This window comes from Tsukamurella ocularis, assembly GCF_965138335.1.
In the GTDB taxonomy this organism is placed as follows: Bacteria; Actinomycetota; Actinomycetes; order Mycobacteriales; family Mycobacteriaceae; genus Tsukamurella; species Tsukamurella ocularis_A.
Map to the genome: position 1 here is coordinate 65,835 of NZ_CBCSDV010000007.1, position 25,311 is coordinate 91,145.

26 protein-coding genes are annotated in these 25,311 nt (G+C 70.2%); 17 read left to right on the forward strand and 9 right to left on the reverse strand.

The genetic code is table 11. The features are described from left to right. Positions 1-12: 12 nt before the first annotated feature. Genes ACNAYW_RS08865 through ACNAYW_RS08880 form a run of 4 tightly spaced genes read right to left on the reverse strand, consistent with a single transcriptional unit; the run spans position 13 to position 4,997 of the window. Complete coding sequence (locus ACNAYW_RS08865; RefSeq protein WP_415849335.1) at positions 13-2,319, reverse strand: arylsulfatase; 2,307 nt, start codon at positions 2,317-2,319, stop codon at positions 13-15. Beyond that, positions 2,316-3,092, reverse strand: a complete 777-nt coding sequence (locus ACNAYW_RS08870) for an ABC transporter ATP-binding protein (RefSeq protein ID WP_415849336.1) — start codon at positions 3,090-3,092, stop codon at positions 2,316-2,318. Before ACNAYW_RS08870 ends, ACNAYW_RS08865 begins: the two co-directional genes overlap by 4 nt. Continuing rightward, complete coding sequence (locus tag ACNAYW_RS08875) at positions 3,068-3,958, reverse strand: ABC transporter permease (RefSeq protein WP_415849337.1); 891 nt, start codon at positions 3,956-3,958, stop codon at positions 3,068-3,070. The genes ACNAYW_RS08870 and ACNAYW_RS08875 overlap by 25 nt, the downstream gene beginning before the upstream one ends. A 10-nt stretch (positions 3,959-3,968) precedes the next feature. After that, positions 3,969-4,997, reverse strand: coding sequence for an ABC transporter substrate-binding protein (locus ACNAYW_RS08880; RefSeq protein ID WP_415849338.1), 1,029 nt, complete (start codon positions 4,995-4,997; stop codon positions 3,969-3,971). 86 nt (positions 4,998-5,083) lie between these two features. Between ACNAYW_RS08880 and trhO the strand changes: the two genes are divergently transcribed. The 4 genes from trhO to ACNAYW_RS08900 all read left to right on the forward strand — a co-directional run bounded on the left by trhO (position 5,084) and on the right by ACNAYW_RS08900 (position 9,549). Next, positions 5,084-5,932 carry an oxygen-dependent tRNA uridine(34) hydroxylase TrhO gene (gene trhO / locus ACNAYW_RS08885; RefSeq protein ID WP_415849339.1) on the forward strand — a complete coding sequence of 283 codons (849 nt, stop codon included), beginning with the start codon at positions 5,084-5,086 and terminating at the stop codon, positions 5,930-5,932. Further along, complete coding sequence (locus ACNAYW_RS08890) at positions 5,929-7,002, forward strand: CobW family GTP-binding protein (protein WP_415849340.1); 1,074 nt, start codon at positions 5,929-5,931, stop codon at positions 7,000-7,002. Before trhO ends, ACNAYW_RS08890 begins: the two co-directional genes overlap by 4 nt. Positions 7,003-7,161: 159 nt before the next feature. Then, a partial coding sequence (locus tag ACNAYW_RS08895) for an N-acetylmuramoyl-L-alanine amidase family protein (RefSeq protein ID WP_415849341.1) occupies positions 7,162-8,020 on the forward strand: 859 nt, incomplete at its 3' end. Between the two features lie 635 nt (positions 8,021-8,655). Then, positions 8,656-9,549, forward strand: coding sequence for an SDR family oxidoreductase (locus ACNAYW_RS08900; RefSeq protein WP_415849342.1), 894 nt, complete (start codon positions 8,656-8,658; stop codon positions 9,547-9,549). On the opposite strand, the gene ACNAYW_RS08905 is transcribed toward ACNAYW_RS08900, so the two are convergent. After that, positions 9,532-10,128, reverse strand: a complete 597-nt coding sequence (locus tag ACNAYW_RS08905; RefSeq protein ID WP_415849343.1) for a TetR/AcrR family transcriptional regulator — start codon at positions 10,126-10,128, stop codon at positions 9,532-9,534. The two genes, ACNAYW_RS08900 and ACNAYW_RS08905, sit on opposite strands and share 18 nt — an antisense overlap. A gap of 131 nt (positions 10,129-10,259) precedes the next feature. On the opposite strand from ACNAYW_RS08905, the gene ACNAYW_RS08910 reads away from it, so the two are divergent. The 8 genes from ACNAYW_RS08910 (at position 10,260) to ACNAYW_RS08945 (ending at position 19,119) form a co-directional block, all read left to right on the forward strand. Beyond that, complete coding sequence (locus tag ACNAYW_RS08910; RefSeq protein WP_415849344.1) at positions 10,260-10,793, forward strand: NADPH-dependent FMN reductase; 534 nt, start codon at positions 10,260-10,262, stop codon at positions 10,791-10,793. Between the two features lie 365 nt (positions 10,794-11,158). Continuing rightward, complete coding sequence (gene nrdH, locus ACNAYW_RS08915) at positions 11,159-11,407, forward strand: glutaredoxin-like protein NrdH (RefSeq protein ID WP_068521849.1); 249 nt, start codon at positions 11,159-11,161, stop codon at positions 11,405-11,407. 2 nt (positions 11,408-11,409) lie between these two features. After that, positions 11,410-11,853, forward strand: a complete 444-nt coding sequence (gene nrdI, locus ACNAYW_RS08920; RefSeq protein ID WP_415849345.1) for a class Ib ribonucleoside-diphosphate reductase assembly flavoprotein NrdI — start codon at positions 11,410-11,412, stop codon at positions 11,851-11,853. Then, positions 11,850-14,030: a class 1b ribonucleoside-diphosphate reductase subunit alpha gene (gene nrdE, locus ACNAYW_RS08925; RefSeq protein WP_415849346.1), complete on the forward strand. Its 2,181-nt coding sequence runs from the start codon at positions 11,850-11,852 to the stop codon at positions 14,028-14,030. Before nrdI ends, nrdE begins: the two co-directional genes overlap by 4 nt. A gap of 290 nt (positions 14,031-14,320) precedes the next feature. Then, positions 14,321-16,741 carry a cytochrome P450/oxidoreductase gene (locus ACNAYW_RS08930; RefSeq protein ID WP_415849347.1) on the forward strand — a complete coding sequence of 807 codons (2,421 nt, stop codon included), beginning with the start codon at positions 14,321-14,323 and terminating at the stop codon, positions 16,739-16,741. Next, the gene (locus ACNAYW_RS08935) at positions 16,738-17,787 is read left to right on the forward strand and encodes an aromatic ring-hydroxylating dioxygenase subunit alpha (protein ID WP_415849348.1); all 1,050 of its coding nucleotides are present in this window, start codon (positions 16,738-16,740) and stop codon (positions 17,785-17,787) included. The genes ACNAYW_RS08930 and ACNAYW_RS08935 overlap by 4 nt, the downstream gene beginning before the upstream one ends. A 126-nt stretch (positions 17,788-17,913) precedes the next feature. After that, a complete protein-coding gene (locus ACNAYW_RS08940; RefSeq protein WP_415849349.1) occupies positions 17,914-18,519 on the forward strand; it encodes a flavodoxin family protein in 606 nt (201 codons plus the stop codon). A 66-nt stretch (positions 18,520-18,585) separates the two neighbouring features. Next, a complete protein-coding gene (locus ACNAYW_RS08945; protein WP_415849350.1) occupies positions 18,586-19,119 on the forward strand; it encodes a Dps family protein in 534 nt (177 codons plus the stop codon). Between the two features lie 165 nt (positions 19,120-19,284). On the opposite strand, the gene ACNAYW_RS08950 is transcribed toward ACNAYW_RS08945, so the two are convergent. After that, on the reverse strand, positions 19,285-19,620 hold the full coding sequence (locus tag ACNAYW_RS08950) for a CDGSH iron-sulfur domain-containing protein (protein WP_415849351.1): 336 nt from the start codon (positions 19,618-19,620) through the stop codon (positions 19,285-19,287). After that, positions 19,524-20,282 (reverse strand): HemK2/MTQ2 family protein methyltransferase, encoded by a 759-nt coding sequence (locus tag ACNAYW_RS08955; protein ID WP_415849352.1) that lies wholly within the window; start codon positions 20,280-20,282, stop codon positions 19,524-19,526. The genes ACNAYW_RS08950 and ACNAYW_RS08955 overlap by 97 nt, the downstream gene beginning before the upstream one ends. A gap of 589 nt (positions 20,283-20,871) precedes the next feature. Between ACNAYW_RS08955 and ACNAYW_RS08960 the strand changes: the two genes are divergently transcribed. The 3 genes from ACNAYW_RS08960 (at position 20,872) to ACNAYW_RS08970 (ending at position 22,824) form a co-directional block, all read left to right on the forward strand. Further along, complete coding sequence (locus ACNAYW_RS08960; protein WP_415849428.1) at positions 20,872-21,495, forward strand: iron-containing redox enzyme family protein; 624 nt, start codon at positions 20,872-20,874, stop codon at positions 21,493-21,495. Next, positions 21,492-22,232, forward strand: a complete 741-nt coding sequence (locus ACNAYW_RS08965) for a hypothetical protein (protein WP_415849353.1) — start codon at positions 21,492-21,494, stop codon at positions 22,230-22,232. Before ACNAYW_RS08960 ends, ACNAYW_RS08965 begins: the two co-directional genes overlap by 4 nt. 97 nt (positions 22,233-22,329) lie before the next feature. Continuing rightward, entirely contained in the window at positions 22,330-22,824 is a 495-nt protein-coding gene (locus ACNAYW_RS08970; RefSeq protein WP_415849354.1) for a DUF6098 family protein, read from the forward strand. 14 nt (positions 22,825-22,838) lie between these two features. On the opposite strand, the gene ACNAYW_RS08975 is transcribed toward ACNAYW_RS08970, so the two are convergent. Together ACNAYW_RS08975 and ACNAYW_RS08980 are read right to left on the reverse strand one after the other, a co-directional pair. Then, a complete protein-coding gene (locus tag ACNAYW_RS08975; protein WP_415849355.1) occupies positions 22,839-23,357 on the reverse strand; it encodes a DUF6328 family protein in 519 nt (172 codons plus the stop codon). A 10-nt stretch (positions 23,358-23,367) separates the two neighbouring features. Beyond that, positions 23,368-24,165, reverse strand: a complete 798-nt coding sequence (locus tag ACNAYW_RS08980; RefSeq protein ID WP_415849429.1) for an SDR family oxidoreductase — start codon at positions 24,163-24,165, stop codon at positions 23,368-23,370. Positions 24,166-24,365: 200 nt separating this feature from the next. Between ACNAYW_RS08980 and ACNAYW_RS08985 the strand changes: the two genes are divergently transcribed. Beyond that, the gene (locus tag ACNAYW_RS08985) at positions 24,366-24,776 is read left to right on the forward strand and encodes a ChaB family protein (RefSeq protein ID WP_415849356.1); all 411 of its coding nucleotides are present in this window, start codon (positions 24,366-24,368) and stop codon (positions 24,774-24,776) included. A gap of 127 nt (positions 24,777-24,903) precedes the next feature. Beyond that, the gene (locus ACNAYW_RS08990) at positions 24,904-25,305 is read left to right on the forward strand and encodes an ATP-binding protein (RefSeq protein ID WP_415849357.1); all 402 of its coding nucleotides are present in this window, start codon (positions 24,904-24,906) and stop codon (positions 25,303-25,305) included. Positions 25,306-25,311 lie beyond the last annotated feature (6 nt).

Below are 25,311 nucleotides of genomic sequence, written 5' to 3' on the forward strand. Positions count from 1 at the left end.
GGCGCAATCCGCTCAGTCCGCCTCCTCCTCGGCCTCCTGCTGCAGGCGGTCGATGTCGTTCGACGGGACGCCGACGGCGCCCGGCGTGTACGTGACCGCGTGCAGCGCACCGGAGTACGGGAAGGTGCCGCGGCGCTCGCGCAGCTCCCAGGCGACGGGACCACGGGCGTCGAGGCCGACGGAGATGCCGGTCCACGGCGCCATGCCGATGAGCTGGACGCGGTCCGGGAGCAGGGCGGCCTCGGCGCCGTCGACCGCGAGCGCGAGGTCCCACCGCAGGTTCGGGCGCACCGTCGCGGTGAGGGTGACGGTCCGCCGTCCCGGTGCGACGGGGCCCGAGCGCGCCTCCGCGTACCGGCCGTAGGCGTTGTAGCCGAGCACCGCCGCGCCGTCCTCGACGTAGACGAGGTAGCCGCCCAGGGCGTCGCCGTGTGCGACGAGAACACCTTCGGCACCGGCAGCGATCTCGACGTCGATGTCGACGCGGAAGTCCCGGTACTGCACGAGCTTCGCCGAGCGGTACCGCTCGAGCACGGGTGTGCCGGGCAGCAGCCGCACGGGGTCGGCGAGGCGTCGCTCCGCCGGGTTGCGGGCGGAGCCGTCGATCACGATCGGGAAGACCGTGTTGCGCCAGGCCTCGTGCTCCCACTCGGCGGCCAGCTCCGCGACCAGGTCGGGGTGCTGCGCGGCGAGGTCGGTGGTCTCCGCGGGGTCGGCCCGGTTGTCGAAGAGCTGCCAGCGCGGGGCGAGCGGATCGTCGCCCCGGCCGTGCAGGCTCAACAGTTTCCAGCCGTCGCGGTAGTAGCCGCGGTGCCCGCGGAACTCGGAGTACTGGCGCGTGCGGGCCGACGGCGCCGCGGCGTCGGACCACGCGGCGCGCTGGGAGAGGCCGTCGCGCTCCTGCGCGGGGAGGCCGTGCCGCGTCGCGGGCGTCGGCACGCCCGCCAGGTCCAGCAGGGTGGGCGCCACGTCGGTGACGAAGGAGAACTGCTCGCGCACGCCGCGCGCATCCGGCAGGCCCGCTGGCCAGGACAGGACGAACGGCACGCGGACGCCGCCCGCGAACGTCTGCCCCTTGTAGAACCGGAAGGGCGTGTTGGACACCTGCCCCCATCCGCGCGGGTAGTGCACGCCGAGTCGCGCGGTGCCGATGAGCTCCTCCGGGTGGTCGACGTCGCCCTCCCAGCCGTCGGGGCCGATGCCGTCGGCGAACTTCACGAACTCGGCGAAGTAGCTGCGGGTGCCCTCCGGGCCGCCCTCGGCGGTGCCGCCGTTGTCGGAGGTGAAGACGACGATCGTGTTCTCCAGCTCGCCCAGCTGCTCGACGGTGTCCAACAGCCGGCCCAGGCTGTCGTCGACGGTGCGCACCATCGCCGCGTACACCTGCATGTACCGCGCGAAGCGCCGCCGCCGGTCGGGATCCAGCTCGTCCCACGGCGGCACGTCGTAGCCGGGCTCACTGTTGCGGCGCGCCGGCCGGACGTCGGGGCCGAACAGCCCGAGCTCCTGCTGCCGGGCGAACCGCCGCTCGCGCACCGCGTCCCAGCCGCGGCCGTAGTCGAGGTCGCCGCGCGGCAGATCCTCGCCGCGGACCTGCAGCGGGCCGTGCATCGCGATGTGCGCGAAGTACAGGAAGAAGGGCTTGTCCGCGTCGTGTGCCCGCAGGTCCTTGATCCACGAGACCGCGGTATCGGTGAGTGCGTCGGTGACGTAGAAGCCCTCCGGGTACTCCGTCACCGGGTCGACGGTGTTGTCCCGCACCAGCTGGTTCGGGTGGAAGAAGGAGTTCAGACCCTCCAGGGAGCCGTAGTAGTGGTCGAAGCCGCGCTGCAGCGGCCACGACGAGCGGTCGGCGTCCGGCCCGAGCCGGGAGTCCTTCGCCAGGTGCCATTTTCCGACCGCGTGGGTGGCGTACCCGGATTCGCGGAGGATCTCCGGCAGGGTGAGCACGTCGTCGGCGAGGCTCAGCCGCAGGTTCGGGAAGCCCGGGTCGGAGTTGGCGACCGAGCCGTACCCCGCGCGGTGCGGATTGAGCCCGGTGAGCAGCGCGGCGCGGGCCGGCGAACAGACGGGCGTGGTGTGGTGGTTCGTGGAGACGACGCCGCGGGCGGCGAGGGCGTCCAGGTGCGGGGTGGGGATCTCCGAGCCGTAGGGCCCGATGTCGGAGAAGCCCATGTCGTCGACGAGGACGACGATGATGTTCGGCGCGCCGGGCCTGGCCCGCACGCCGGTCGGCCAGGCCGGTTCCGAGTCGGCCTCGGAGCGGCCGATCCGCCCGGTGAAGCCGTCGTACCCGCGGGCGTGATCGGGGATCGTCATGCGGTGGCGGCCACCGCCGAATCCTGCTCCACGCCGAGGGCGTCGAGCAGCGAGCCGCGCAGCTCCGCGAACCCCGGCTCGCCGGGGCGGCGGCCGGCACCGTCGGCGAGGGTGACGTCCACGGAAAGGATGCCGTGGTCCAGCACCAGGATGCGGTCGGCGAGCGCGATGGCCTCGTCGACGTCGTGCGTGATCAGGAGGACCCCGGGGCTGTGCCGCGCGACGAGGCGCCGGAGCAGCTCGTGCATCTTGAGCTTGGTCAGGGCGTCGAGCGCGCCGAAGGGCTCGTCGGCCAGGAGGACGGCGGGCTCGCGGACCAGGCTGCGCGCCAGCGCGACGCGCTGCTGCTGCCCGCCGGAGAGTTCGCGAGGCCAGGCCCTCTCGCGCCCGTCCAGCTCGACCTCGCGCAGCAGCGCGCGGCCGACCTCCTCGGCGTCCGCACCGCCCAGGCCGAGGATCACGTTGTCCAGCACGCGCGACCACGGCAGCAGCCGGGAATCCTGGAAGACCACCGCGCGCCGCGGATCGACCTCGAGCACACCGGATCCGGGGACGCCGTCGTCGAGGCCGGCGATGGCGCGCAGCAGCGTCGATTTGCCGGATCCGGACCGGCCGAGCAGCGCGACGAACTCGCCGCGGCGGATGATCAGGTCGACGCCGCGCAGGACCGCGCGGCCGTCGAAGCCGCGCACGAGGTTCCGGGCCTCGATCACCGGCCCGTCGACCTCCGGGGCCGCGGTCGGCGTGTTCAGTGGGCCAGGGTGCTCTGCCATGACAGGGCCTTTCGTGCGGAGAAGCGGACGAGGAGGTCGGTGCTGAAGCCGAGGAGCGCGTAGACGGCGAGGCCCACGACGATGACGTCCGTCAGGCCGTACAGCCGCGCCTTGTACATGAGGTAGCCGATGCCGTCGGACGCCCCGACCTGCTCGACGACGACCAGGGCGAGCCACGCCACCGTCGCCCCGAGTCGCAGGCCGGTGAAGAAACCGGGCAGGGCACCGGGGATCGCGATGTACCGCACGAACTTCGCGCGGCTCAGGCCCACGGTCTCGGCCAGCTCCACGTACTTGCGGTCGATGCCGCGCAGGCCCGCGTGGGTGTTGAGGTACACCGGCGTCGCGACCGCGAGGGTGATGAGCACGATCTTATTCTCCTCGCCGATGCCGAACCAGACGATGAACAGCGGGAGCAGCGCGAGGGCGGGGATCGCGCGGTAGATCGTGACGGTGCCGTCGATGAGGGCCTCGCCGGGCCGGGTGAGCCCGGACAGCAGGGCGAGCACGACGGCCAGGCTCACCCCCAGCACGCCGCCGACGATCGCGCGCTGCGCGGAGGCCCAGATGTTGGACCACAGCGAGCCGTCGAGCGCGAGGTTCCACGCGGTGGTCGCCACGGTCCACGGTGCGGACAGGACGGTGTCGGGGATGATCCCGGTCGCGGACCCCGCGGCCCACAGGGCGACGACCAGCGCGGGGCCCGCGAGGATCCAGGCGCCGATCGGCCGGGAATCGACCAGGGCGCGGCGCGTGGCCGTGCGGGGCAGCAGCTCGTGGTCGGGATCGAGTGCGCCCGGCCGCTGCTCGGGGGCGGAGTCGTAGGCGAGGCCGCTGCCGAGGCGGCCGGTGGGGGGAGAGGTCACGGGGAGGGCCTTACGTTGCGGGATGGGTGTCGAACCGGAAGTCGACGGAACCGTCGGCGGAGATGCGGCCGCCGGGGATCTCGCCGAAGGCGGCGAGGGTGTCGATGGTGTCCTGCTGGCGCGCGACCAGGGCTCGGTCGAGCGGGATGGAGTGCCAACTGCCCTGCCCGTCGTAGGCGATCCGGCCCACGGCGGCGGGGATCTTCAGGGCGCCCGCGTAGTAGGTGGTGATCCAGCGGTTCTTGTCGGCGTCCACCCAGGCGCGGGCTCGGTCGACCGCGGCGGAGAGTCGCTTGAGGGCCGCGGCGCGGGCGGGGTCGGCCAGCGCGGCCTGCGGCGAGTACAGGAACATCAGGCCGGATTGCGCCGCCTGCGAGAGCCCGTCGGGCAGGACCTGCGCGTCGGGGTGCGTCAGGCGGTACTTGGTGCTGATCGGCTCCATGAGCGGCGCGACGTCGATCTGGCCCGCGCCCAGGGCCTCACCGACTTCGGTGAGCTGCAGCGGGACCAGTTGGACGTCGTGCTTGGACAGGCCCGCGCTGCGGAGCAGGCGCAGCACCATGGCCTGGTGGGCGGTCCCCTCGGCGTAGCCGATCTTGCGGCCGCGCAGGTCGGCGGCGGTGCGCAGTGGGACGCCGGGGCGCGCGACGGTCGACACGCCGCCGCGGTCGAGCTGCCAGGCCTTGATGATCGGGCTGGGGAAGCGGGCGATCTGCGCGTGGATCGGCGGCACGTCGGCGACGATCGCGACCTGCGCCGCGTCGGCGCGGAAGGACTCGAGGATGGCGGGGCCGCCCGCGAAATCCGCGAACTTCACCCGGAACCCGAGCTTGTCCGCCTCGCCGGACGCCGTGAGCAGGGTCTTGATCAGGGACTGCTGGTCGGCGACGGTGATGACGGTGCCCGCGGGAACCTGATCGGGGATCGGTGCGGACGGGTCGTACGCGGGCCCCGACGACGGCGCGCACGCGGCGACGCCGAGCGCCGCGACGACCGCGGTGGCGAGCGTCACGGCGCGGCGGGGGAGTCGAAAAGGCATGGGGGCCATTGAAGGGGAGCGCAGGCACCGTCGGAACCCTTGCGCGCAGGCTGAGCGCAAGGCCGCACCGATAGAATGGTGGCGTCATGGGCAAGGTCGTGCTGTTCTACGTGTTCGCCCCGCTGGCCGATCCGGAGGCGATCCGGCTGTGGCAGCGGGCGCTGTGTGAGGCGAACGGTCTCCGCGGCCGGATCATCGTCTCCCGCCACGGGATCAACGTCACCGTCGGCGGTGAGATCCGTGCGGTGAAGCGGTACGTCCGCGCGGTGCGGGAGTACCCCGCCTTCAAGGGCGCCGACGTGAAGTGGTCCGACGGCTCCGCCGAGGACTTCCCGAAGCTCTCGGTGAAGGTGCGCGACGAGATCGTCACCTTCGGCGTCCCCGACGAGATCGAGGTCGACGGAGACGGCGTCCGGGGCGGGGGCGTGCACCTGACGCCCGACGCGGTGCACGCGCTGCTCGCCGAGAAACCCGACGCCGTCTTCTTCGACGGTCGCAACGCGATCGAGGCCGAGATCGGGCGGTTCGCCGGCGCCGTGGTGACCCCGGCGAGGACCACGCGCGACTTCGTGACCCTGCTCGACGCGGGGGAGTACGACCACCTCAAGGACCGGCCGGTGATCACCTACTGCACCGGCGGCGTGCGGTGCGAGGTGCTGAGCGCCGTGATGCGCAAGCGCGGCTTCGGCGAGGTCTACCAGCTGGAGGGCGGCATCGCCCGGTACGGCGAGCGGTTCGGCGACCGCGGGCTCTGGGAGGGCTCGATGTACGTCTTCGACCGGCGCATGCGCGTCGATTTCTCCGACGCGGCGAAGCGGATCGGTCGGTGCACGGGGTGCGGCGCACCGACCTCGAACGTCGCGAACCTGGCGCCGCCGCAGGACCGGGAGCTGGCGGTGCTCTGCGTGGACTGCGCCCCGGCCGCGGCACCGTGAGCGCTCGGGCCGTACCCGTCGTGGTGGTGGCGGGCTACCTGGGGGCGGGCAAGTCGACGCTGCTCAACCATCTGCTGTCCGGGGCCGGCGCCGCCCGGATCGGGGTCGTGGTGAACGACTTCGGCGCGGTCAACATCGACGCGATGCTGGTCTCGAGCGCGTCGGGCGGGGGCTCCGTCCGCAGCGTCTCGCTGAGCAACGGGTGCGTGTGCTGCACCGTCGACGACGAGGAGCTCGAGGACGTCCTCGGGTCGCTCGCCGCTCGCGGCCTCGACCTGATCGTGGTCGAGGCCTCCGGGCTCGCGGAGCCCGCGGCGATGGTGCGGCGCGTGGTGCTCGCGCAGGATCCACGGATCGACTACGGCGGGCTCGTCTACGTCGCCGACGCCGCGCACCTCGCCGGCACGATGGAGCGGCATCCCTCGCTGCGGCACCACCTGGCCCTCGCGGACCTGGTCGTGCTCAACAAGATCGACCTCGCCGTCGACGCGGAGGCCGCGCGAGCGCTGGTGCGCGAGCACGCACCGTCCGCCCCGGTAGTGGGGACCGTCGACGCGGTGGTGCCCGTGGAACTGCTCATCGACCCGGAAGTGCTGGCGCGCCGTGCCGCGCAGCGGCGGGACTCGCCGCGCCAGTTGACCCTCGATGAGGCGCTGCGCGAGCACGCCCACGACCATGCGCACGATGAGCCGCACCGGCATCTGCACGACGACTACGCCGCCGTCACCGTCGAGACCGGGCGCCTCGACGCCCGGGCGACGGCCGCGCTGCTCGCGGATCCGCCGCGCGGCGTCTTCCGCGCGAAGGGCTTCGTGACCGTCGCGGACGGCACCCGGCTCGAGGTGCACGCGGTGGGCAGGCACGTCCGGACGGCGCCCGAGCGGCGCCGCCGGGACGGGGCGGAATCGGTGCTCGTCTTCCTCGGCGTCGAGGTCGACGACGAGGCCGTCCACGCGCGGGTGCAGGCGTGCCTCGCGGACCCGCAGGCTCCCGAGGACCCGCAGGCGGTGCTCTCCCTGCTGCGGTACTCCGCAGCGGCGCAGTCGGATTCGGCGATCGTCGAGAACTGACCGGCCTCCGTTCCGGTAACGATCCGGTAACGATCACCGACCCCGATTTTCCTAAAGTCTCAATTGATGGTTGACTGTTTCTCGTGTGACTGATGTGACGAAAGTTGCACAAGAGAATTGGAAGGAGAGCGGCGCCACTTCCCCGGCGCCCAGCTGCCCATGAAGAAGACCCGTGTCCTCGCAGGCTCGCTTGCGACCGCGGCCGTCGCGCTGTTCGGTGCGCCCGGCCTCGCGTCCGCCGACCCCGCCCCCGCCGCACCGGCCCAGCCGCTGTCCGGCAAGACCGTGTTCCTCGACGCCGGCTCCTCCGTCGCGTCGGCCGTCGACCAGGCCCGCAAGGTGGCCGATGGCCGCGGCGGTCAGGTGCCGTGCGTCAATCCGGTGGCCATCGCCTCCAACGGCACCGCCGACCACTCCATCAACTTCGCCGTGGCCAAGATGGTCGAGGCGGCGCTCAAGACCCAGGGCGCCAAGGTCATCCTGTCCCGTGCCGACGATGCCGGCTTCGGCGGCTGCGTCGATCAGCGCGCCACCGCCGCCAACAAGTCCGGCGCCGACCTCGCGCTGAGCATCAACAGCGCCGTCCAGGACGCCGCGCAGCGCGGCTTCCTGCTCGAGAAGCCGGCCCCCGGCGTCGCCGACTCGACGGTGACGGCGCAGCAGGCGGTCAGCGACCCGGCCACCACCGTGATCCGCGACGCCACTCGCGCCGGCGGCTTCGTACCGGCGCAGTACCTGGGCGGCCAGGACGGCATCGCGAAGACCACCAACGCCTTCGCCTCGCTGGTGAACATCCCGCTCGTCTACGCGAACCTCGGCAACCTGGCCAACGCGGACGACGCGGCGCTGCTCACCTCCCGTGAGGGGCAGACCCAGTACGCCTCCGTGCTCACCAACGGCGTGATCCAGCAGCTGACCGGCAAGGTGAAGCCCGGCGGTGTCGTCGAGCAGCCCGTCGTGGCCCAGCCGGTCGCGCCGCAGGTCGATCCCGCGGTGCCGGTGACCCCCGCCGCCCCGGNNGCGCCGGCGGCGACGGCCNCGGCCGCCACCGCGCCGACCGCGACCGCCCCGGCGGCAACTGCACCGGCGGCGACCGCTCCGACGGCACCGGCACAGACCCCGATCGTCCCGGCCGTGCCGGGCGCTCCCGCCGCGGCGGCTCCCGTCACCCCGACCACCGGCACGGGGACCTCCCCGATCGTCTCGGGCGTGCCGATGCTGCAGGGCGGAGCGACTCCGGCCGGTACGGCGGCGCCGCAGGCCACCGCGCCCGCGGCCACCGCTCCGCAGGGCACCTCGGTGACCATCCCGGGTCTGGGGCAGGTGGCGCTGCCGCAACTGCCGACGGTCTCGATCCCGGGCCAGGCGCAGCCGCTGGGTGTGAACTCGCTCTTCGAGATGGGGCCCAAGGCCGCCGAGTTCCTCACCAGCTCGCAGGGGACGCAGCTCGTCAACACGCTGATCTCCAGCCCGCAGGCGTTCAACTCCCTGCAGTCCGCGCAGGGCCCCGCCGCCGCCCAGGAGATCCTCAAGGCGATCCTGAGCGCCGGCGCGATCCTGCCGAAGTAGGGATCACACCGCACCGACTTCCGCCGGGGACGTCACGCCCCGGCGGGAAGCGGTAGCGCGGCCCGATCTGGCAAGCTGGCTGATATGGCACTCCGCGATATCGTCCGGCTCGTCCACATGGCCCCGCCGATCAAGGACCTGAAGGGGAAGAAGGTCCTCGTCACCGGCGCCGCCAGCGGGATCGGCCGCGCTACCGCGAATCTCCTCGCGGCGCACGACGCCGAGCTGGTGTTGACCGACATCAACGCCGAGCAGCTCGATGCAGTCACCCGCCACGTCACGGCCCTGGGCGCGAACGTCATCGCGTCCAGGGCCTTCGACGTCTCCGACTACGACGCGGTGCGGGCCTTCGCCGACGAGGTGCACGCCGCCGTGGGCCCGCTCGACGTGGTGATGAACGTCGCGGGCATCGCCGTGTGGGGCACCGTCGAGAACCTCACCCACGAGCAGTGGCGCAGGACCGTGGACGTGAACCTGATGGGGCCGATCCACGTGATCGAGACCTTCCTCCCGCCGATGATCGCCGCGGGCCGCGGCGGCCAGCTGGTCAACGTCTCGTCCACCGCCGGCCTCATCGCGCTGCCCTGGCACGCGGCGTACTCGGCCGCGAAGTTCGGCCTCGTCGGCGTCTCCGAAGTGCTTCGATACGACCTGCGGCGCTACGGCATCGGGGTGTCGGTCGTCGTGCCGGGCGCGGTGGAGACGGGACTGGTGAAGACGGTCGAGATCAACGGGGTCGACCGGTCGAATCCGAAGGTGAACAAGGGGATCGACGCGTTCCCGAAGGTCACCGCCGAGAAGGCGGCGCAGGCGATCATCGACGGGGTACTGCACAACAAGTTCATCGTGTACACCTCGTTCGACACGCGCTTCGGCTACTTCTGGAAGCGGAAGTTCGCGCTGCCCTACGAGATCGCCATGCGCGTGGCCAACGACCGGTTCGCGTACCTGGCGAAGATCTCAGAGCGCGGTCAGTAGCCGCACGTGCTCCGCCCACACGGCCTCGAGCTCGTCCTGCGAGACGCCCGAGGCCAGTTGGTGGAGCACCCACGCGGGGCTGAGCGTCGCCATCAGGGCTGCGGCCCACACCTCGGTGTTCGCCGTGCGGCCCGCGTCGACGAGCATGGATCGCACCGTCATCGCGGAGACGCGCCACGGCGGCTCGTCGTACGGGTCGCGGGCGGCCTGCTCGGCGCCGCGCAGCAGGTCCCCGTGGCGGGCGATGAGCTGCATGCGCGCCGTGCCGTACTCGGTGAGGCGGTGCACCGGGTCCCCGCCCGGGCCCAGCGGGGGCGGGCCGAACATGAACCGCTGCTGCAGCTCGGTCTCGTCGTGATCGAGGAGGGCCTGCAGCAGCCCCGCGCGCGAGCCGAAGCGCCGGAAGACGGTGCCCTTGCCCACACCGGCGGCCTGCGCCACCGCGTCCATGCTCACCGCGTCGACGCCGTGTTCGGCGAACAGCCGCTGCGCCGCGTCGATGAGGAGCTCGCGGTTGCGGGCCGCGTCACGGCGCGGCTCGGTCTGCGGCTGCGCGAGGGGCAGGAGTGGTCCGGTCATCGGATGGAGCCTACCGTGCGGGTTTTCGACTCACCATGATCCCGGGGAAGAAATACGGACCGAAGTCCGTTAGTTTGTGCGGAAGCGGTCCGGGGTGGGCCGCGCGGAGAACACCAGGAGAACTGAGGATCATGTCGGACATCACCGTGCTCGCCGTCGTCGGATCGCTGCGCAGCAGCTCGCTCAACCGGGAACTGGCCGAGGTCGCCGTCGCGAACGCGCCCGCGGGGGTGCGCGTCGAGATTGCCGAGGGCATCGCGGACGTGCCCTTCTACAACGAGGACATCGACGGCGAGACCGCGCCGGCCACCGCCGCGGCGCTCCGCGACCGGATCGCCGCCGCGGACGCGCTCCTGCTGCTCGCCCCGCCGAACAACGGCACCGTCAGCGCCGTGCTCAAGAACGTCATCGACTGGGGTTCGCGCCCCTACGGCGCGAGCGCGCTGTCGGGCAAGCGGGTCGCCCTCGCGGGCGTCGGGCACCGTCTCGACACCACCCTGGCCGACGCCGAGCGCGCGGTCACCATCGCCGGCGGCGAGGTCCCCGAGGGGCTCGTCGAGGAGTTCCCGATCTCCGGCCTCGACGGCAAGTCGGTACGTGAGCACGACGCCGTCGCGCAGCGTGCGGAGAACCTCCTCGAGCGTCTCGTCGCGCCCGTCCGATAGGCCCACCGGGGGCGGGTTCCGACGGTGCCGGGCGTGTCGGATCGGCGTGTCGTCGATCCATGGCGTGTCCTGGGGATTCACGATGAAAAACGCCCGAAAGACGGTCTTGCGAGCTGGTAATTTCACGAATGTTGTTCGCAAGTGGTTGTGTCGCTTCCTAGTGGCCACCACTAGGTGTAGTGTTCAGTCCACTGCGAGAGCGGACGGGCCGAAAGGCCGTCCGGGAGGCAAGAGGACGTCGCTGAGGGGTCCGCGGGCCGACCGAGTTCACGCAGGTAAACGTGGCGAGAAAACTTGTCAGTCCGTAGGTCGATAATGGGGTTCCGAGCAGTCTTCGGGACCGTCCAGCGAAGGGGTGCCATCCAATGAGCCAGGTCGAGATCACCGTCTACACCAAGCCCGCCTGCGTGCAGTGCAACGCCACGTACAAGGCGCTCGACAAGGCCGGCCTCGAGTACCGCGTGGTGGACATCACCGAGGACCCCGAGGCCCGGGACTATGTCATGGCGCTCGGCTACCTGCAGGCCCCCGTCGTCGTCGCCGGCGATGCGCACTGGTCGGGCTTCCGCCCGGACCGGGTCAAGGCGCTCGCCGCCGTCGCCGCCACGGCGTAGCGATGACCTCGCCGCTCGTCGTCTACTTCTCGTCGGTGTCGGAGAACACGCACCGATTCGTCGAGAAGCTGGGGATGCGCGCTCTGCGCATCCCGGTGACGCGGGCCGCCGAGCCGCTCACCGTCGACGAGCCCTTCGTCCTGATCACTCCCACCTACGGCGGGGGGAAGCAGGCCACCGCGGTGTCGGGCGGGGGATACGTCCCCAAGCAGGTGATCCGCTTCCTCAACGACCAACACAACCGTTCCCTCATCCGTGCAGTGATAGCAGCGGGGAACACCAACTTCGGCGAAGAGTTCTGCTACGCGGGGAACATCATCTCCCGCAAATGCCGGGTCCCGTACCTGTACCGCTTCGAGCTGATGGGCACCACCGAGGACGTGCAGAGCGTCCGCAGCGGGCTCGTCGATTTCTTCTCCCGTATCAACAGCAAGGAAAGCGCGTGACCGCAACTCAGGAAGACCTCGTCCCCTCCGCGAGCCAGTCGGGTGTCCACACGGGGCCCGGCCACGGTGAGCTGGACTTCCACGCGCTCAATGCGATGCTGAACCTGTACGACAAGGACGGGCGCATCCAGTTCGAGAAGGACCGGGAGGCGGCGCGGCAGTACTTCCTGCAGCACGTCAACCAGAACACGGTCTTCTTCCACAACCTCGACGAGAAGCTGGACTACCTCGTCGAGGAGAACTACTACGAGCCCGAGGTGCTGGACAAGTACAGCCGCGAGTTCGTCAAGGGGCTCTTCGACGCGGCCTACGCCAAGAAGTTCCGGTTCCCCACCTTCCTCGGCGCGTTCAAGTACTACACCAGCTACACGCTGAAGACCTTCGACGGCAAGCGCTACCTCGAGCGCTTCGAGGACCGCGTCTGCATGGTCGCGCTGACCCTGGCCGACGGTGACGAGAAGCTCGCCGTGAACCTGGTGGACGAGATCATCGCCGGCCGGTTCCAGCCCGCCACCCCCACCTTCCTCAACTCGGGCAAGAAGCAGCGCGGGGAGCCGGTCTCCTGCTTCCTGCTCCGCATCGAGGACAACATGGAATCGATCGGCCGCTCGATCAACTCGGCGCTGCAGCTGTCCAAGCGCGGCGGCGGTGTCGCGCTGCTGCTCAGCAACATCCGCGAGCACGGCGCGCCGATCAAGAAGATCGAGAACCAGAGCTCGGGCGTCATCCCGATCATGAAGCTGCTCGAGGACTCGTTCAGCTACGCCAACCAGCTGGGCGCGCGGCAGGGCGCGGGCGCGGTGTACCTGCACGCGCACCACCCGGACATCTATCGCTTCCTCGACACCAAGCGCGAGAACGCGGACGAGAAGATCCGCATCAAGACCCTCTCGCTGGGCGTGGTCATTCCCGACATCACGTTCGAGCTGGCCAAGAACAACGACGACATGTACCTGTTCTCGCCCTACGACGTCGAGCGCGTGTACGGCGTGCCCTTCGCGGACGTCAACGTCTCGGAGAAGTACCACGAGATGGTCGACGACGCGCGGATCCGCAAGACCAAGATCAATGCGCGCGAGTTCTTCCAGACCCTCGCCGAGCTGCAGTTCGAGTCGGGTTACCCGTACATCATGTACGAGGACACCGTGAACCGGGCGAACCCGATCGCCGGCAAGATCACGCACTCCAACCTGTGCAGCGAGATCCTGCAGGTCTCCACCCCGTCGACCTACAACGACGACCTGTCCTACGCCGAAATCGGCAAGGACATCTCCTGCAACCTGGGCTCGCTGAACATCGCGAAGACCATGGACAGCCCCGATTTCGGCGCCACCATCGAGACCGCGATCCGCGGACTGACCGCCGTCTCGGATCAGACCGACATCAGCTCCGTGCCGTCGATCGAGAAGGGCAACAACCTCTCCCACGCGATCGGCCTCGGGCAGATGAACCTGCACGGCTACCTCGCGCGTGAGCGGGTCTTCTACGGCTCGGACGAGGGCGTCGACTTCACGAACATCTACTTCTACACGGTGCTGTTCCACGCGATCCGCGCGTCGAACAACATCGCTCGCGAGCGCGGCCAGTCCTTCGGCGGCTTCGAGAACAGCAAGTACGCCTCGGGCGAGTTCTTCGACAAGTACACCGAGCAGGAGTGGAAGCCCGCCACCGACAAGGTCGCCGGGCTCTTCGCCGACGCCGAGATCCACATCCCCACGCAGGACGACTGGCGCGCGCTCAAGGCCGACGTGCAGAAGCACGGGCTGTACAACCAGAACCTGCAGGCGGTGCCGCCCACCGGCTCGATCAGCTACATCAACCACTCCACGAGCTCGATCCACCCCGTCGCGGCGAAGGTCGAGATCCGCAAGGAGGGCAAGATCGGCCGCGTCTACTACCCGGCGCCCTACATGGACAACGACAATCTGGAGTACTACCAGGACGCGTACGAGATCGGCTACGAGAAGATCATCGACACCTACGCCGCGGCCACGCAGCACGTGGACCAGGGCCTGTCGCTGACGCTGTTCTTCAAGGACACCGCTACCACCCGCGACGTGAACCGCGCGCAGATCTACGCGTGGCGCAAGGGCATCAAGACGCTCTACTACATCCGCCTGCGCCAGATGGCGCTCGAGGGCACTGAGGTCGAGGGCTGCGTCAGCTGCATGTTGTAAGCGTCGCTAATAAGATGCCCCGTTCTGCTCCCTGAGGAGAGAGCGGGGCATCCTCGCATTCGAGGAACGTGGTGGGATCGCCTGTTTCCGGGGATGCCAGACCTTCGAGTCAGCCTGACGTCGAAACGTTCTCGACCGCACCAACTGTGGAGTTGCGGGCGATGCGGGTGACGGCTCCGGCCGGTTCTCGGTCCGGTGGCCGATCGAAAACAGGAAACACGGCCGCGCGAGGCGCTGGACGGCCTAGGTTGGGCATGTCCACATTTCCTCGTCCGCAAGGCGGTGGGACCATGAGCTTCCTCGACCGGGTCGTGAACAAGGCCCAGGCGACCATCCCGATGGAGCTGCAGGTCCAGGGCCTGCACCTCTTCCAGAAGGCCAAGAAGCTGGCGCTGGGTGACGGGCAGCCGAAGTTCGTCGAGGAGACGATCCCCGACGTCGACGCGGTGGCGCTGACCGAGATCGACATGAGCAACCCGTTCATGTGGCGGCAAGGTCAGTGGCGCCCCTACTTCGAGCGCCTGCGCAACGAGGCGCCGGTTCACTTCCGGGCGTCGAGCGAATTCGGGCCGTACTGGTCGGTCACGCGGTACGACGACATCGTCACGGTGGACCGTGACTTCGAGACCTACTCGGCGGAGCCGCAGATCGTCATCGGCGTACCGCCGGAAGGCCTCGACATCGAGATGTTCATCGCGATGGACCCACCACGGCACGACGTGCAGCGCGGAGCGGTCCAGGGCGTCGTCGCACCCAAGAACCTCGAGGAGATGCAGGGACTGATCCGGTCGCGCGTCCAGGAGGTCCTCGACGACCTGCCGGTGGGCGAACCGTTCGACTGGGTGGACAGGGTCAGCATCGAGCTGACCTCCCGGATGCTCGCCACCCTGCTCGACTTCCCCTACGAGGATCGGCGCAAGCTCGTGCACTGGACCGAGTTGGCCGGTGCCAGCGCCGCGGCCACCGGCGGCGATGTCGACATGGACGAGATGTACAAGGGCGTCGCCGATATGGCGAAGAGCTTCAGCGCTCTGTGGCACGACAAGGCGGCGCGCCTCAAGGCGGGCGAGAAGCCCGGGTACGACCTGATCACCCTGATGCAGATGTCCGAGGACACCAAGGACCTGATCAACAGGCCGATGGAGTTCCTCGGCAATCTGATCCTGCTCGTCGTGGGCGGGAACGACACCACCCGCAACTCGATGTCGGGCGGCGTGTACGCACTGAACCTGTTCCCGGACCAGTTCGATCGCCTCAAGGCCGATCACAGCCTGATCCCGAAGTTCGTCCACGAGAACATCCGCTGGCAGACGCCTCTGGCCTACATGCGGCGCATCGCCAAGAAGGACACCGTTCTGGGCGGTCAGTTCATCCGCAAGGGCGACAAGGTCGTCATGTGGTACGCCTCAGCGAACCGGGACGAGCGCACCTTCGAGAATCCGGACGACTTCATCATCGACCGGCACAACGCCCGCCACCACCTCTCGTTCGGCATCGGCGTGCACCGCTGCATGGGCAGTCGCGTGGCGGAACTGCAGCTGCGGATCCTCTGGGAGGAGTTGCTCGCGCGGTTCGAGGACATCGAAGTGGTGGAGGAGCCGGAGTACCTCCAGTCGAACTTCGTCCGGGGCTACACGAAGATGATGGTCACGTTGACGCCTATCGGGCAGGAGCCCCGCCCCCGCGACCAACGGCCCCTGCAGCCCGCCGCGGTGCGGGCTCCCGCTCGGCAACCGCTTCGTCGCTCCCGCGAGGTGACCACCACCACCGAGACGGAGGTCGACGTTCGGGTAGCGGGCCGGCGCGACGTGGCGGACGGCGTCGTCGAGCTCACCCTCAGCGATCCGGCAGGGGCACCGCTTCCTGCGTGGACCGCCGGGGCCCACATCGACCTCCTCCTGGAGCCGTCGCTGACGCGGCAGTACTCGCTGTGCGGCAGCGCGTCGGACGAGTCGTCGTGGAAGATCGGCGTCCTGCGCGACCCGGACGGCCGAGGCGGCTCGGCGTACGTCCACGAGAAGCTGACGGAGGGTGCGACCGTCCGCGTGCGCGGTCCGCGCAATCACTTCCCCTTGGTCGCCTCCGCGAACTACCGGTTCGTCGCGGGCGGCATCGGGATCACTCCGATCCTCCCGATGATCGAAGCAGCCCAGGCGCGCGGGGCGACGTGGAGCCTGCTCTACTGCGGCCGCTCACGCGAGTCGATGGCGTTCCTGGACCGATTCGAGGACACCGAGAGGGTCACGATCTGGCCGAGCAGCGAGAACGGCCGGATCGACCTGGCGGCGACGCTCGGAACACCCACGCCGGACACGGTGGTCTACTGCTGCGGCCCCGGAGGCTTCCTCGACGCCGTGGAGGAGGCGTGCGCGTCGTGGCCCGACGGCAGCGTGCACGTGGAGCGCTTCGCGGCCAAGGAGGTCGCGGCGGCCGAGGACGCGCTCGACTCGTTCGAGGTCGTGTGTTCGCGCTCGGGAGTGAGCGTGACCGTTCCGGAGGGCACCACGATCTTCGACGCGGTCGAGAAGGCCGGCGTCGACGTCCTCGGATCCTGCATGGAGGGAATCTGCGGCACCTGCGAGGCCGACGTGCTCGAGGGCACGCCCGAGCACCGCGACTCGATCCTGTCCAAGGCGGAGAAGGAACGTGGCGACACGATCATGCTCTGCGTTTCCCGCTCCCTGTCGAAGAAGCTGGTGCTGGACGTATGAACGAGACCGTTCGGAACCATCCCCCCGTCACCTATCCGAGGGACTGCTGGTACGTCGTCGCCACCGCTGCCGAGGTCGGATACGGATTCACGGCGCGGCGCATCCTCGATACACCGGTCGTGCTCTTCCGCCTCTCCGACGGCACGATCGCCGCGCTGGAGGACCGCTGCGCGCATCGGCCCTACCCGCTGTCGGCGGGACGCCGAGAGGACGACTTCATCGTGTGCGGCGTCCACGGCTGCACGTACGACGCGACCGGACGCTGGGTGAGCGTGCCGTCTCAGGACAACCCGCCCTCGTCCGCGCGGGTGCGCGCCTTCCCCGTCGTCGAGCGCGGACCCTTCGTCTGGATCTGGGCGGGGACGCCCGGCGGCGAACGGTTGCGGCCGCCGCCGGCGACACCGTGGCTGCACGGTGACGGCTGGGCGAGCGTCGGGGAACGGCGCGAGGTGGCCGCCGGCCTGCCGCTGCTGCACGAGCACTACCTCGATCTCTCCAACGTCTTCGCGATGCACCCCGAGATGGTGCCGCCCGGCATCGAGGCGCTGCCGCCGCTGGAGGACGTCGAGGTCTCCGAGGTCTCGGTCTCCTACCAGCGAGAACTGCCCGCGGCGCCGCTGGCCCCGTGGGAAGCCGCGGTCACCGGGCTGGACGATGCCACCGGGTCCGCGTCGTTCGGCCGGACGGAGACGGGCACGTTCGTGACCCCGGGCCTGCACAAGCAGACCTACACCATCGTCGGCGAGACCGGTCCGGAACTGGAACTCGTGCGCACGCACGGTTTCACGCCCCGGTCCTCCGGAGCCACCCATGTCTTCCTGCAGATCTCGTGGCGAGGGGCTTCGGTCTCGCCCGACGTCGGCGAGCGGTTGATCGAGGTCTTCCACGCGATGGCCGACCGGGACGTCGCCGTCCTCGAGACCATGCAGCGGTGCCTCGACGAGGACCCGGTTCCACGGCGCTACGTCAACGTCAAGGCGGACCGGGCCGCCGTGCGCGCGCGTCGGATCCTGACGGCGATGGTGGAGGACGAGCGGGGAATCTAGGAGTACCCGCCGAAGGCCACGGAGAGCATTGCGGACGGAGCTCGACCCGGTCTCCGGGCAGGTGGTGGTCGGCGTCGGGGCCCGGTGCGATGTTTGAACTCTCCGGACCGCGGTTACTCCGGCATCATGACATCAGCACTCGCGATCACCTGCACGCTCAAGCCCTCACCGTCGGCGTCGAGTAGCGACGTCCTCGCGCGACAGGTCCTCGACGAACTCGCCGGACACGGTGTCTCCGGCGCCGTCGTCCGCGCAGTGGATCACGACATCAGGCCCGGAGTGCAGCGCGACATGGGCGACGGCGACGAGTGGCCCGATGTGCTCGCGAAGGTCCGTGCAGCGGACATCGTGCTCCTTGCCACGCCGACATGGCTCGGGCACATGTCGAGCGTCGCGCAGCGGGTTCTCGAGCGTCTCGATGCGGAACTGTCACAGACGGACGACGAGGGGCGTCCGGCGATGCTCGGCAAGGTGGCGCTGTGCGCTGTCGTCGGTAACGAGGACGGTGCTCACAAGATCATCGCGGACGTCCTCGGCGCCCTGGGCGACATCGGATTCACGGTCCCCGCACAGGGGGCGACGTACTGGAACGACGAGGCGATGGGCGGCCGGGACTACAAGGACCTCGAGCGCACCCCGGACGCGGTCGCGACGACCACGGCCGACGCGGCGCGGAACGCCGCCCACCTCGCCGCGGTCCTGCGCGGCTCACCGTACCCGCCGTACCGCTGAGGCGGTCAGCGAAATCCCGAGCCCGCCGCCGGGCACCGCCGGCGNCACGACGGAAAGGAGTCACCGATGACCACTGTCGACGAGAACGTTCCCGCCACTGTGGAGTTCAGCATCCCGGGCCTCGTGGCGGGGGACGCCGAGGAGCTGGTGGGCGTCCTGCAGGACCGCCTGATCGCACTCGCCGATCTGGCGCTCACCCTCAAACACGTGCACTGGAACGTCGTCGGACCGCACTTCATCGCGGCACACCGCATGGTGGACGACCACGTCGGCACGGTGCGTCGGATGGTGGACGAGACGGCCGAGCGGATCGCGACGCTGGGGGGTGTTCCTCGAGGGACGCCAGGGGTCATCGTCTCCCAACGGAATTGGAGCGACTATCCGGTCGGCAGGGCCGATGCGAGCGCGCACATGACCGCGCTCGATGCGGTCTACGTCGGCGTGATCGAGTCGCACCGGGCGGCCGTCGGTGCGAGTGCGGATCGCGACCCCATGACGCACGACATGCTGATCGGCCATTGCCGGGCGCTGGAACAACTGCACTGGATGGTGCGGGCCCACCTCGAGGACGAGAACGGCGAGATCGGCCGCGCTTCGTAACGCGTCGGTGCAGCCGTGTGCTGCGCGTCGGATCACTCACCGACCCGGATCGGAAACGATCCGGGTCGGTCCGCGCCCGCTCCGCGACTCCGCGCCCGCTCCGTGACTCCGCGCCCGCTCCGCGACGGAGCCGGACCGGTGGTGTCGGGGGGAACGGTACCGGTGTCATCGCTCCCGACGCCTGCGAGATCGCCGTCTGCGATGACTGCTGTCGCAGAGGGGCGGAGTCCGAGAACCGCCGCAGACGCACAGCGCGACGACGAAGCGGTCGCACGGCGTCTGCTCGCCATCGGCGCCGACCACGTCGACCGGGCCCTCGACGAGCACGGGACCGCCCGGGACGACACGCACGCGCCGCCGGCGTGCCGCGGGCGCGCGGGGTCCGTCGCCGGGCTGCCCGGCGGTCACCGTGCACCGCCGGGCCGATGAGCACGGATGACGACGATCTCCTCGTCGTGGCAGTCGGGCGGAATCACGGCGGCGCGGCGCAGCTGTTCGCACCGAGCCAGCAGCACAGGGCCGAAGGGGATCGCCCGACGGCGCGCCACGTGCGCGCTGAGACCTGCTTCCCGCACCACGGCCAGGGTCTGGTCGCAGTCGGCGAAGGCCGATTGGACGATCAAGGCGGTCCCCGTCGGCGACAGGAGCTCATCGAGCCGCGCGCAGACGACGTCGAGGACCGCGCGCCCGTCGGTGCCGGCGTTCCACGCCTCGGCGGGGCCGGCCCCGGCTCCCGGGACGTCCTCGGTGCCGACCGGGGTCGGCACATAAGGGGGGTTGCAGGTGATCACGTCGAAGCCACGGGTGCAGCGGAATTCAGCGACTCCGACCTGCAGCACGTCGACCTCGACCCCCGCGCCGGAGCTCACCGCCCGGGCCGCGCGCGCCGCCGCGGGCGAGGAGTCGATGGCGGTGACCCGGGCACCGCGGGAGGCCGCCTCCACGGCGACGACGCCGGAGCCGGTACACAGGTCGAGCGCACGCGCTCCCCGGAGCGGAAGTTCTCCGAGCGCCTCCATCAGGAGGAGGGTGTCGGCCTGCGGCCGATAGACGCGGTCCGATCGGTCCGCGAGCGCGGCCCGGTCGTTCGGGCCGCTGCGCCGCACGTCGGGGCCGGTCGCCCGACCCGGTGTCCACAGCCCGTGTGGGGCCGGTACGGGCATCGAACGAGTACCCCTCGACATCGTCACTCCTTCCACCGGCGCGTTCCACGGGGCGCACCGGAACTCTGCACCGCGGCTGACGATGCGATCTACCCCGGGGCGCGGGCCGGCAAACGCATCGGCTCGTCAGCGGTTTCGAGAGGCGGGTGAGCGGGTACCGGAGCTGCAACGACGTCGACAGGAACGGTGGTGGAACATGATGCGGATCGCGGAGCCGATGCGGAACGGGCATGAGGCGCCGTTGCCCTCCCCGCGGGGCCCGATCTCGCACTGGGCGATCCGCGCTCTGGAGGGNGGCGATCCGGGCTCCGGATCGCCGCCTGNCACGACCGGGGCGGACGTCTGGGGCGACGACGCCCAGCTGGCACTGTTCGTCTGTCAGGAGATGCACTACCGCGGGTGGCGCGGGGTCGATCCGGTACTGGAGTGGCATCCGGCGGTCGTCGCCGCCCGGGTGACCCTGGAGGACGCGCTCCTCGCCGCCATCGACCGCGAACTGGAGCCCCGGACGGCCGGCGTCTCCGCCGCCACCGCGCTGGAGGACCTGGCCGGCGAGAGCCTGCGCGCCGCCGGTGCCGTGGAGTGGTTGATGTCCACCTCCGACGGGACGCGATTCCGCGACTACTTCGCGGCTCGGTCGCTCTACCACCTCAAGGAGGCGGACCCCCACGCCTGGGCCATCCCCAGGCTCGCACCCGTCTGCAAGGCGCCGTTCGTGGCCGTGGAGTTCGACGAGTACGGCGCCGGGCACGGCGAGGACGTCCACCAGTGCCTGTACGCCGATCTGCTCGCGGCGATGGACATGGGGTGCGAATACCTGGAGTACTTGGACCGCGCGCCCGCAGCGGCGATCGCCCCGGTCACGCTGATGAGCACGTTCGGCCTACGTCGAGCGGAACTGGGAGCGGCGATAGGGCATTTCGCGGCCACGGAGGTCACCTCCCCGCCGGGATCGGCGAGAATGGTGGCCGCCCTTGAGCGGATCGGAGCGCCGGACCCGGCGAAGCGCTTCTATCGCGAGCACGTCGAGGCCGATTCGGTGCACGAGCTCGTGATGCGCCACGACGTCGTCGGAGCCATGGTCGCCGCGCACCCGGAGACCGAGGCCGATATCGTCCGCGGCATCTGCTCGTGGCGGCTGGTCGAGGACCGCCTCGACGAGGCGCTGCTCGCGGCGTGGCGCGAGGGGACGAACCTCGTGCGCGACGTATGAGCACGGTCGTCTACGTACCGCTCATCCTCATTCCACTGTTCGCGCTCGCGGTCGCGTGGAAACAGCTCACGCTGTCGAGGAACACGAGCGGCGGCTACGGGCTCACCATCGGAGCGCGGAGGATCGAACGGGTTCCCGGTATGTCGACCGTGGGGGTCGGACGCGACGACCAGTGGAACTCCGTCGAGTTCCGGATCGTCGCGCGCGGCCCTGGCCGGTGGTTCGACGTGGTCGGGACGGTGGTCCGCGACGACGGCCAGGACGTCGTGGTGGACCGGGTTCCGCGCCTGGACAACACGACGGAGGCGCTGACGGCGACGGTGCAGCTTCGCACGCGTGAACTCGACTCCAGTTGGTTCGTCGTGGATTGGCTGGCACCCCGAGGAGCGGGCGTGCGGCGGGAGGCGTATCGGACCCGCGTGCGAGCGGCGGGAACGAGCCCGTCGCACGCGCGAAAGCGGGCCATTCCGTCGCAGGCGGCAGTAGCGCCGATCGTCGACGAGGGAGCGTTCGCGGTTCCGGATCTCGAGGAATGGCGCTGGGACCGAACCTGGAAGGCGCGGTACTGGCTCTGGTCGCTGCTACCCGGTCGATGGGAACGGGCGCAGTCGGCGGCCGGGTGGCCCGGGCGCTGCGTGCGCCGATGGCTGCAGGCGGGTCGGTGGCGTCCGGTACATCCGCGTGAGCCGGTGCGCACGGGGTGGATGCCCGGAGTCCCCGGGGGCGGGGACAGATAGGTGTACGGCCACGGCACCGTGTTTCCCGCTCACCCGGGCCGGGTATTCGGGGAGTGTGATGCCGGTGTACTCGGCGCGTGAACAGGGAGGAGGACTCGTGGAGGAGGGTGTGCGACCCGCGGGCGAGGGCTCGTCGCCCCTGTTCGTCTGGCGGGGTGCGGATCGAGACGTTCCGGAGATCAGGGATCTCGCGGGACTCGTTCGCGCAGTGCGGAGCCGGCCCGTCCTGTACATCCGCTACTCCGAGGGGCCCGCCGCCGACCTCAGGAACGGGCCGAGTCGTGACTACGAGGCCGAGTACGTGCTCCCGGGCCTGTCGGTGGCCATGCTGACACCCGAGCCGTGGTGGTCTCTCGAAACCCGGGCCTGGGTCGTGCGCCGCGTGTGCGCCTACCGCGAACTCGACATCGCCGGCAGGTACGCGTGGGTCCTGACGGGACGATGCGTCGCTCGAGGTCCGGATCACGAGCCGCTGGTGCGAGCGGTCAGCCCGGTCGGGCGGCTGGCCGGCGGGGTGATCGACGAGGCCGCCGCGGAGTACCGGCGTCGGTTCGTGGCGGGCCGGGACTCGCGGGATCCGCCGCGCCGGTGATGCGGGACGTCCCGTCAGTGCGCGATCGGCGCGGATGCGCGGCCGTACCGCCGGAGCAGATGCCGTGGCAGCCACCACCAGAAGAAGGCCGCGCATGCGCTGCCGGCGACCGCGGCGCACGCGCCGATGGCCACCGATTCGGATCCGACCGCGACGACGAGCGCCGCCGCACCGGTGAGCGCCAGACCGACCGACCCCATCCCGAGGAGTACGAGGCGGTGCGTCGCGGTGACCACCACGGCCAGGTTGTGCGTGCGGAACAGCAGCCGATGGAGCGCGATGGGGGTCAGGAAGATCACGACTGCCGCGAGGGACGCGGTCAAGGTCGAGTAGTACAGGGCCAGGCACGCAGTGCTCAGCGTCGTGAATCGCGGCTGGAACGGGAGCACGAGGAGATAGCCGGAGAGCAGTTGCACGCTCATCTGGAGCACGCGGACCTCTTGCAACAGTGAGGCCCAGTTCCGATCGAGCCGCTCGGTGGGGGTCTCGTTGCGAGCTCCGGGGCCGCGATCGGGAGGGGGGAGCCGGTTCATGGCGACCCGCTCAACCCGGCAGGGTCTCGCCGCCGATCGGGGCGAGGGTCTCCCCGGAGTAGTAGGAGGACATCCTGGTGGACGCGAAGAAGACGTACGACGGGGCGATCTCGTCGGGGTCGGCGGCTCGTCCGTACGGGGCCTGCTCGCCGAATTCCGCGACCGCGCCCTCGTCGAAGGTCGCCGGGATGAGCGGAGTCCATACCGGGCCGGGGGCAACGCAATTGACGCGGATCCCCCGATCGACGAGGGACTGCGCCATCGCGTAGGTGAACGCGAGGACGGCGCCTTTCGATGCGGAGTAGTCGATGAGATGGCGGTTGCCCCGCAGGCCGTTGATCGAGGCCGTGTTGATGATGCAGGAGCCCCGTGCCAGCAGGGGGAGCGCGGCGCGGGTGACGTGGAAGAAGCTCTCGATGTTGACGGCGAAGGTACGTCGCCACTGCTCGGTGGTGATCTCGGTGAGATCGTCCGCCGGCTGCTGGGTGCCCGCGTTGTTCACGACGATGGACAGGGCGCCCAGCTCGGAGTGGGCACTCTCGACCACGTCACGGCAGTGAGCGGGATCCCCGAGGTCGCCGGCGTAACGGACGCACCGCCGGCCCTCCCGTTCGATGAGATCCACGGTCCGGGCGGCGTCGTCCCCTTCGTCGAGGTAGGCGATGGCCACGTCAGCGCCCTCCTTCGCGAAGGCGATCGCCGTCGCGCGCCCGATGCCCGAATCGCCGCCGGTGATGAGAGCCTTCTTCCCCTTGAGGAGGTCGCGGCCGTGGTAGCCGCGCATCTCGTCGCGGGGCTGGTCCTTCATCTCGGCGGTGTCGCCGGGGTATCGGATGGTCTGGCTTCGCACGGTCTCCTCCTTCGACGGTGGCGGTCGGTGGCCGGAGCACGTCTACCCCTCCGGGGCGGTGGCCAAACGTCGCGGCCGTCGCGGCGGGGTTTAGGGCCGTGCGACGGAGGGTAGCCGTCGGGCGGCAGTGTCGCGACGACGAGGAAGGAGACGGAGCGATGCCGAAGACCACCGAACGCGGTTCGGCCGATGAGGACGAACTTCCGGGCACCCTGCAGCGCTCGAGCGCGAAGGCCCAGCGGACGTTCGCCAAGGCTCACGATTCCGCGATCGAGGAGTACGGGGACGAGAAGCGGGCGCATCAGGTCGCCTACGCGGCTCTCAAACACAGCTACGAGCGGGTCGGGGACCGGTGGGAACGCAAGCCCGGCGGCAGGCGGGGTACGTCGGAGCGGCCCGGCCAGGGCCGCGGCGGCCCGACACACGAGGGCGTCGACGTGAACGCGACGAAGGAGCACCTCCTCGACGTCGCCAGGCGACTGAAGATACGCGGGCGGTCGACGATGCGGAAGAAGGAGCTCATCGCTGCGATCGAGCAGGCCAACGAACGGGCGAGGAGCGGCGACTGATGCTCGGCGCTTCTCCCGGGCACGCCGGCGCGGGACAGAACGCCGGTTCCCTACTTCGCTGTACAGGGGAGGCGGTCGCGTGTTAGCACGGGAGGTGCCTCTCGATGAACGGAGTCTCATGGCGCACATGGCACGGACTACGCCGGCCCACCCCGTCGATCTGCGCGTTCCGGCCGATCTCGCCTACCTCCCGGTCGTGCGTGCGGTACCGGAAGCGCTGGCGATCATGCTCGATCTCGATATCGACGGGGTGTCCGACCTCGGTCTCGCGATCGACCAGATCTGCACCGAGCTGATCGCGGACGCGCGGGAGGATGCGAACGTGGAGATCAGGGTGGAGCTCGGCGCGGGGGAGTTGGCGACCACAGTGGCGACCGACACCCGCTCCGACCGTGTCCCGGACCGATCCGGGTTCGGCTGGCGGGTCCTCACCACGCTGACCGAGGGCCTCGAGGTCGAGCGGGCACCGGCCGCAGGCGGCGGATGGTGGACGAGCGTGTCGTTCCGATCGGCTCGGAGCGCCGTGTAGTGCCGC

Bases quoted from the DNA above. Each gene is read 5' to 3' on its own strand.
- ACNAYW_RS08865 (WP_415849335.1), bottom strand. From the start codon at position 2,319: ATGACGATCCCCGATCACGCCCGCGGGTACGACGGCTTCACCGGGCGG.
- ACNAYW_RS08870 (WP_415849336.1), bottom strand. From the start codon at position 3,092: ATGGCAGAGCACCCTGGCCCACTGAACACGCCGACCGCGGCCCCGGAG.
- ACNAYW_RS08880 (WP_415849338.1), bottom strand. From the start codon at position 4,997: ATGCCTTTTCGACTCCCCCGCCGCGCCGTGACGCTCGCCACCGCGGTC.
- trhO (WP_415849339.1), top strand. From the start codon at position 5,084: ATGGGCAAGGTCGTGCTGTTCTACGTGTTCGCCCCGCTGGCCGATCCG.
- ACNAYW_RS08900 (WP_415849342.1), top strand. From the start codon at position 8,656: ATGGCACTCCGCGATATCGTCCGGCTCGTCCACATGGCCCCGCCGATC.
- ACNAYW_RS08905 (WP_415849343.1), bottom strand. From the start codon at position 10,128: ATGACCGGACCACTCCTGCCCCTCGCGCAGCCGCAGACCGAGCCGCGC.
- ACNAYW_RS08910 (WP_415849344.1), top strand. From the start codon at position 10,260: ATGTCGGACATCACCGTGCTCGCCGTCGTCGGATCGCTGCGCAGCAGC.
- nrdH (WP_068521849.1), top strand. From the start codon at position 11,159: ATGAGCCAGGTCGAGATCACCGTCTACACCAAGCCCGCCTGCGTGCAG.
- nrdI (WP_415849345.1), top strand. From the start codon at position 11,410: ATGACCTCGCCGCTCGTCGTCTACTTCTCGTCGGTGTCGGAGAACACG.
- ACNAYW_RS08930 (WP_415849347.1), top strand. From the start codon at position 14,321: ATGAGCTTCCTCGACCGGGTCGTGAACAAGGCCCAGGCGACCATCCCG.
- ACNAYW_RS08935 (WP_415849348.1), top strand. From the start codon at position 16,738: ATGAACGAGACCGTTCGGAACCATCCCCCCGTCACCTATCCGAGGGAC.
- ACNAYW_RS08940 (WP_415849349.1), top strand. From the start codon at position 17,914: ATGACATCAGCACTCGCGATCACCTGCACGCTCAAGCCCTCACCGTCG.
- ACNAYW_RS08945 (WP_415849350.1), top strand. From the start codon at position 18,586: ATGACCACTGTCGACGAGAACGTTCCCGCCACTGTGGAGTTCAGCATC.
- ACNAYW_RS08955 (WP_415849352.1), bottom strand. From the start codon at position 20,282: ATGCCCGTACCGGCCCCACACGGGCTGTGGACACCGGGTCGGGCGACC.
- ACNAYW_RS08960 (WP_415849428.1), top strand. From the start codon at position 20,872: ATGTCCACCTCCGACGGGACGCGATTCCGCGACTACTTCGCGGCTCGG.
- ACNAYW_RS08965 (WP_415849353.1), top strand. From the start codon at position 21,492: ATGAGCACGGTCGTCTACGTACCGCTCATCCTCATTCCACTGTTCGCG.
- ACNAYW_RS08975 (WP_415849355.1), bottom strand. From the start codon at position 23,357: ATGAACCGGCTCCCCCCTCCCGATCGCGGCCCCGGAGCTCGCAACGAG.
- ACNAYW_RS08980 (WP_415849429.1), bottom strand. From the start codon at position 24,165: ATGAAGGACCAGCCCCGCGACGAGATGCGCGGCTACCACGGCCGCGAC.
- ACNAYW_RS08985 (WP_415849356.1), top strand. From the start codon at position 24,366: ATGCCGAAGACCACCGAACGCGGTTCGGCCGATGAGGACGAACTTCCG.
- ACNAYW_RS08990 (WP_415849357.1), top strand. From the start codon at position 24,904: ATGGCACGGACTACGCCGGCCCACCCCGTCGATCTGCGCGTTCCGGCC.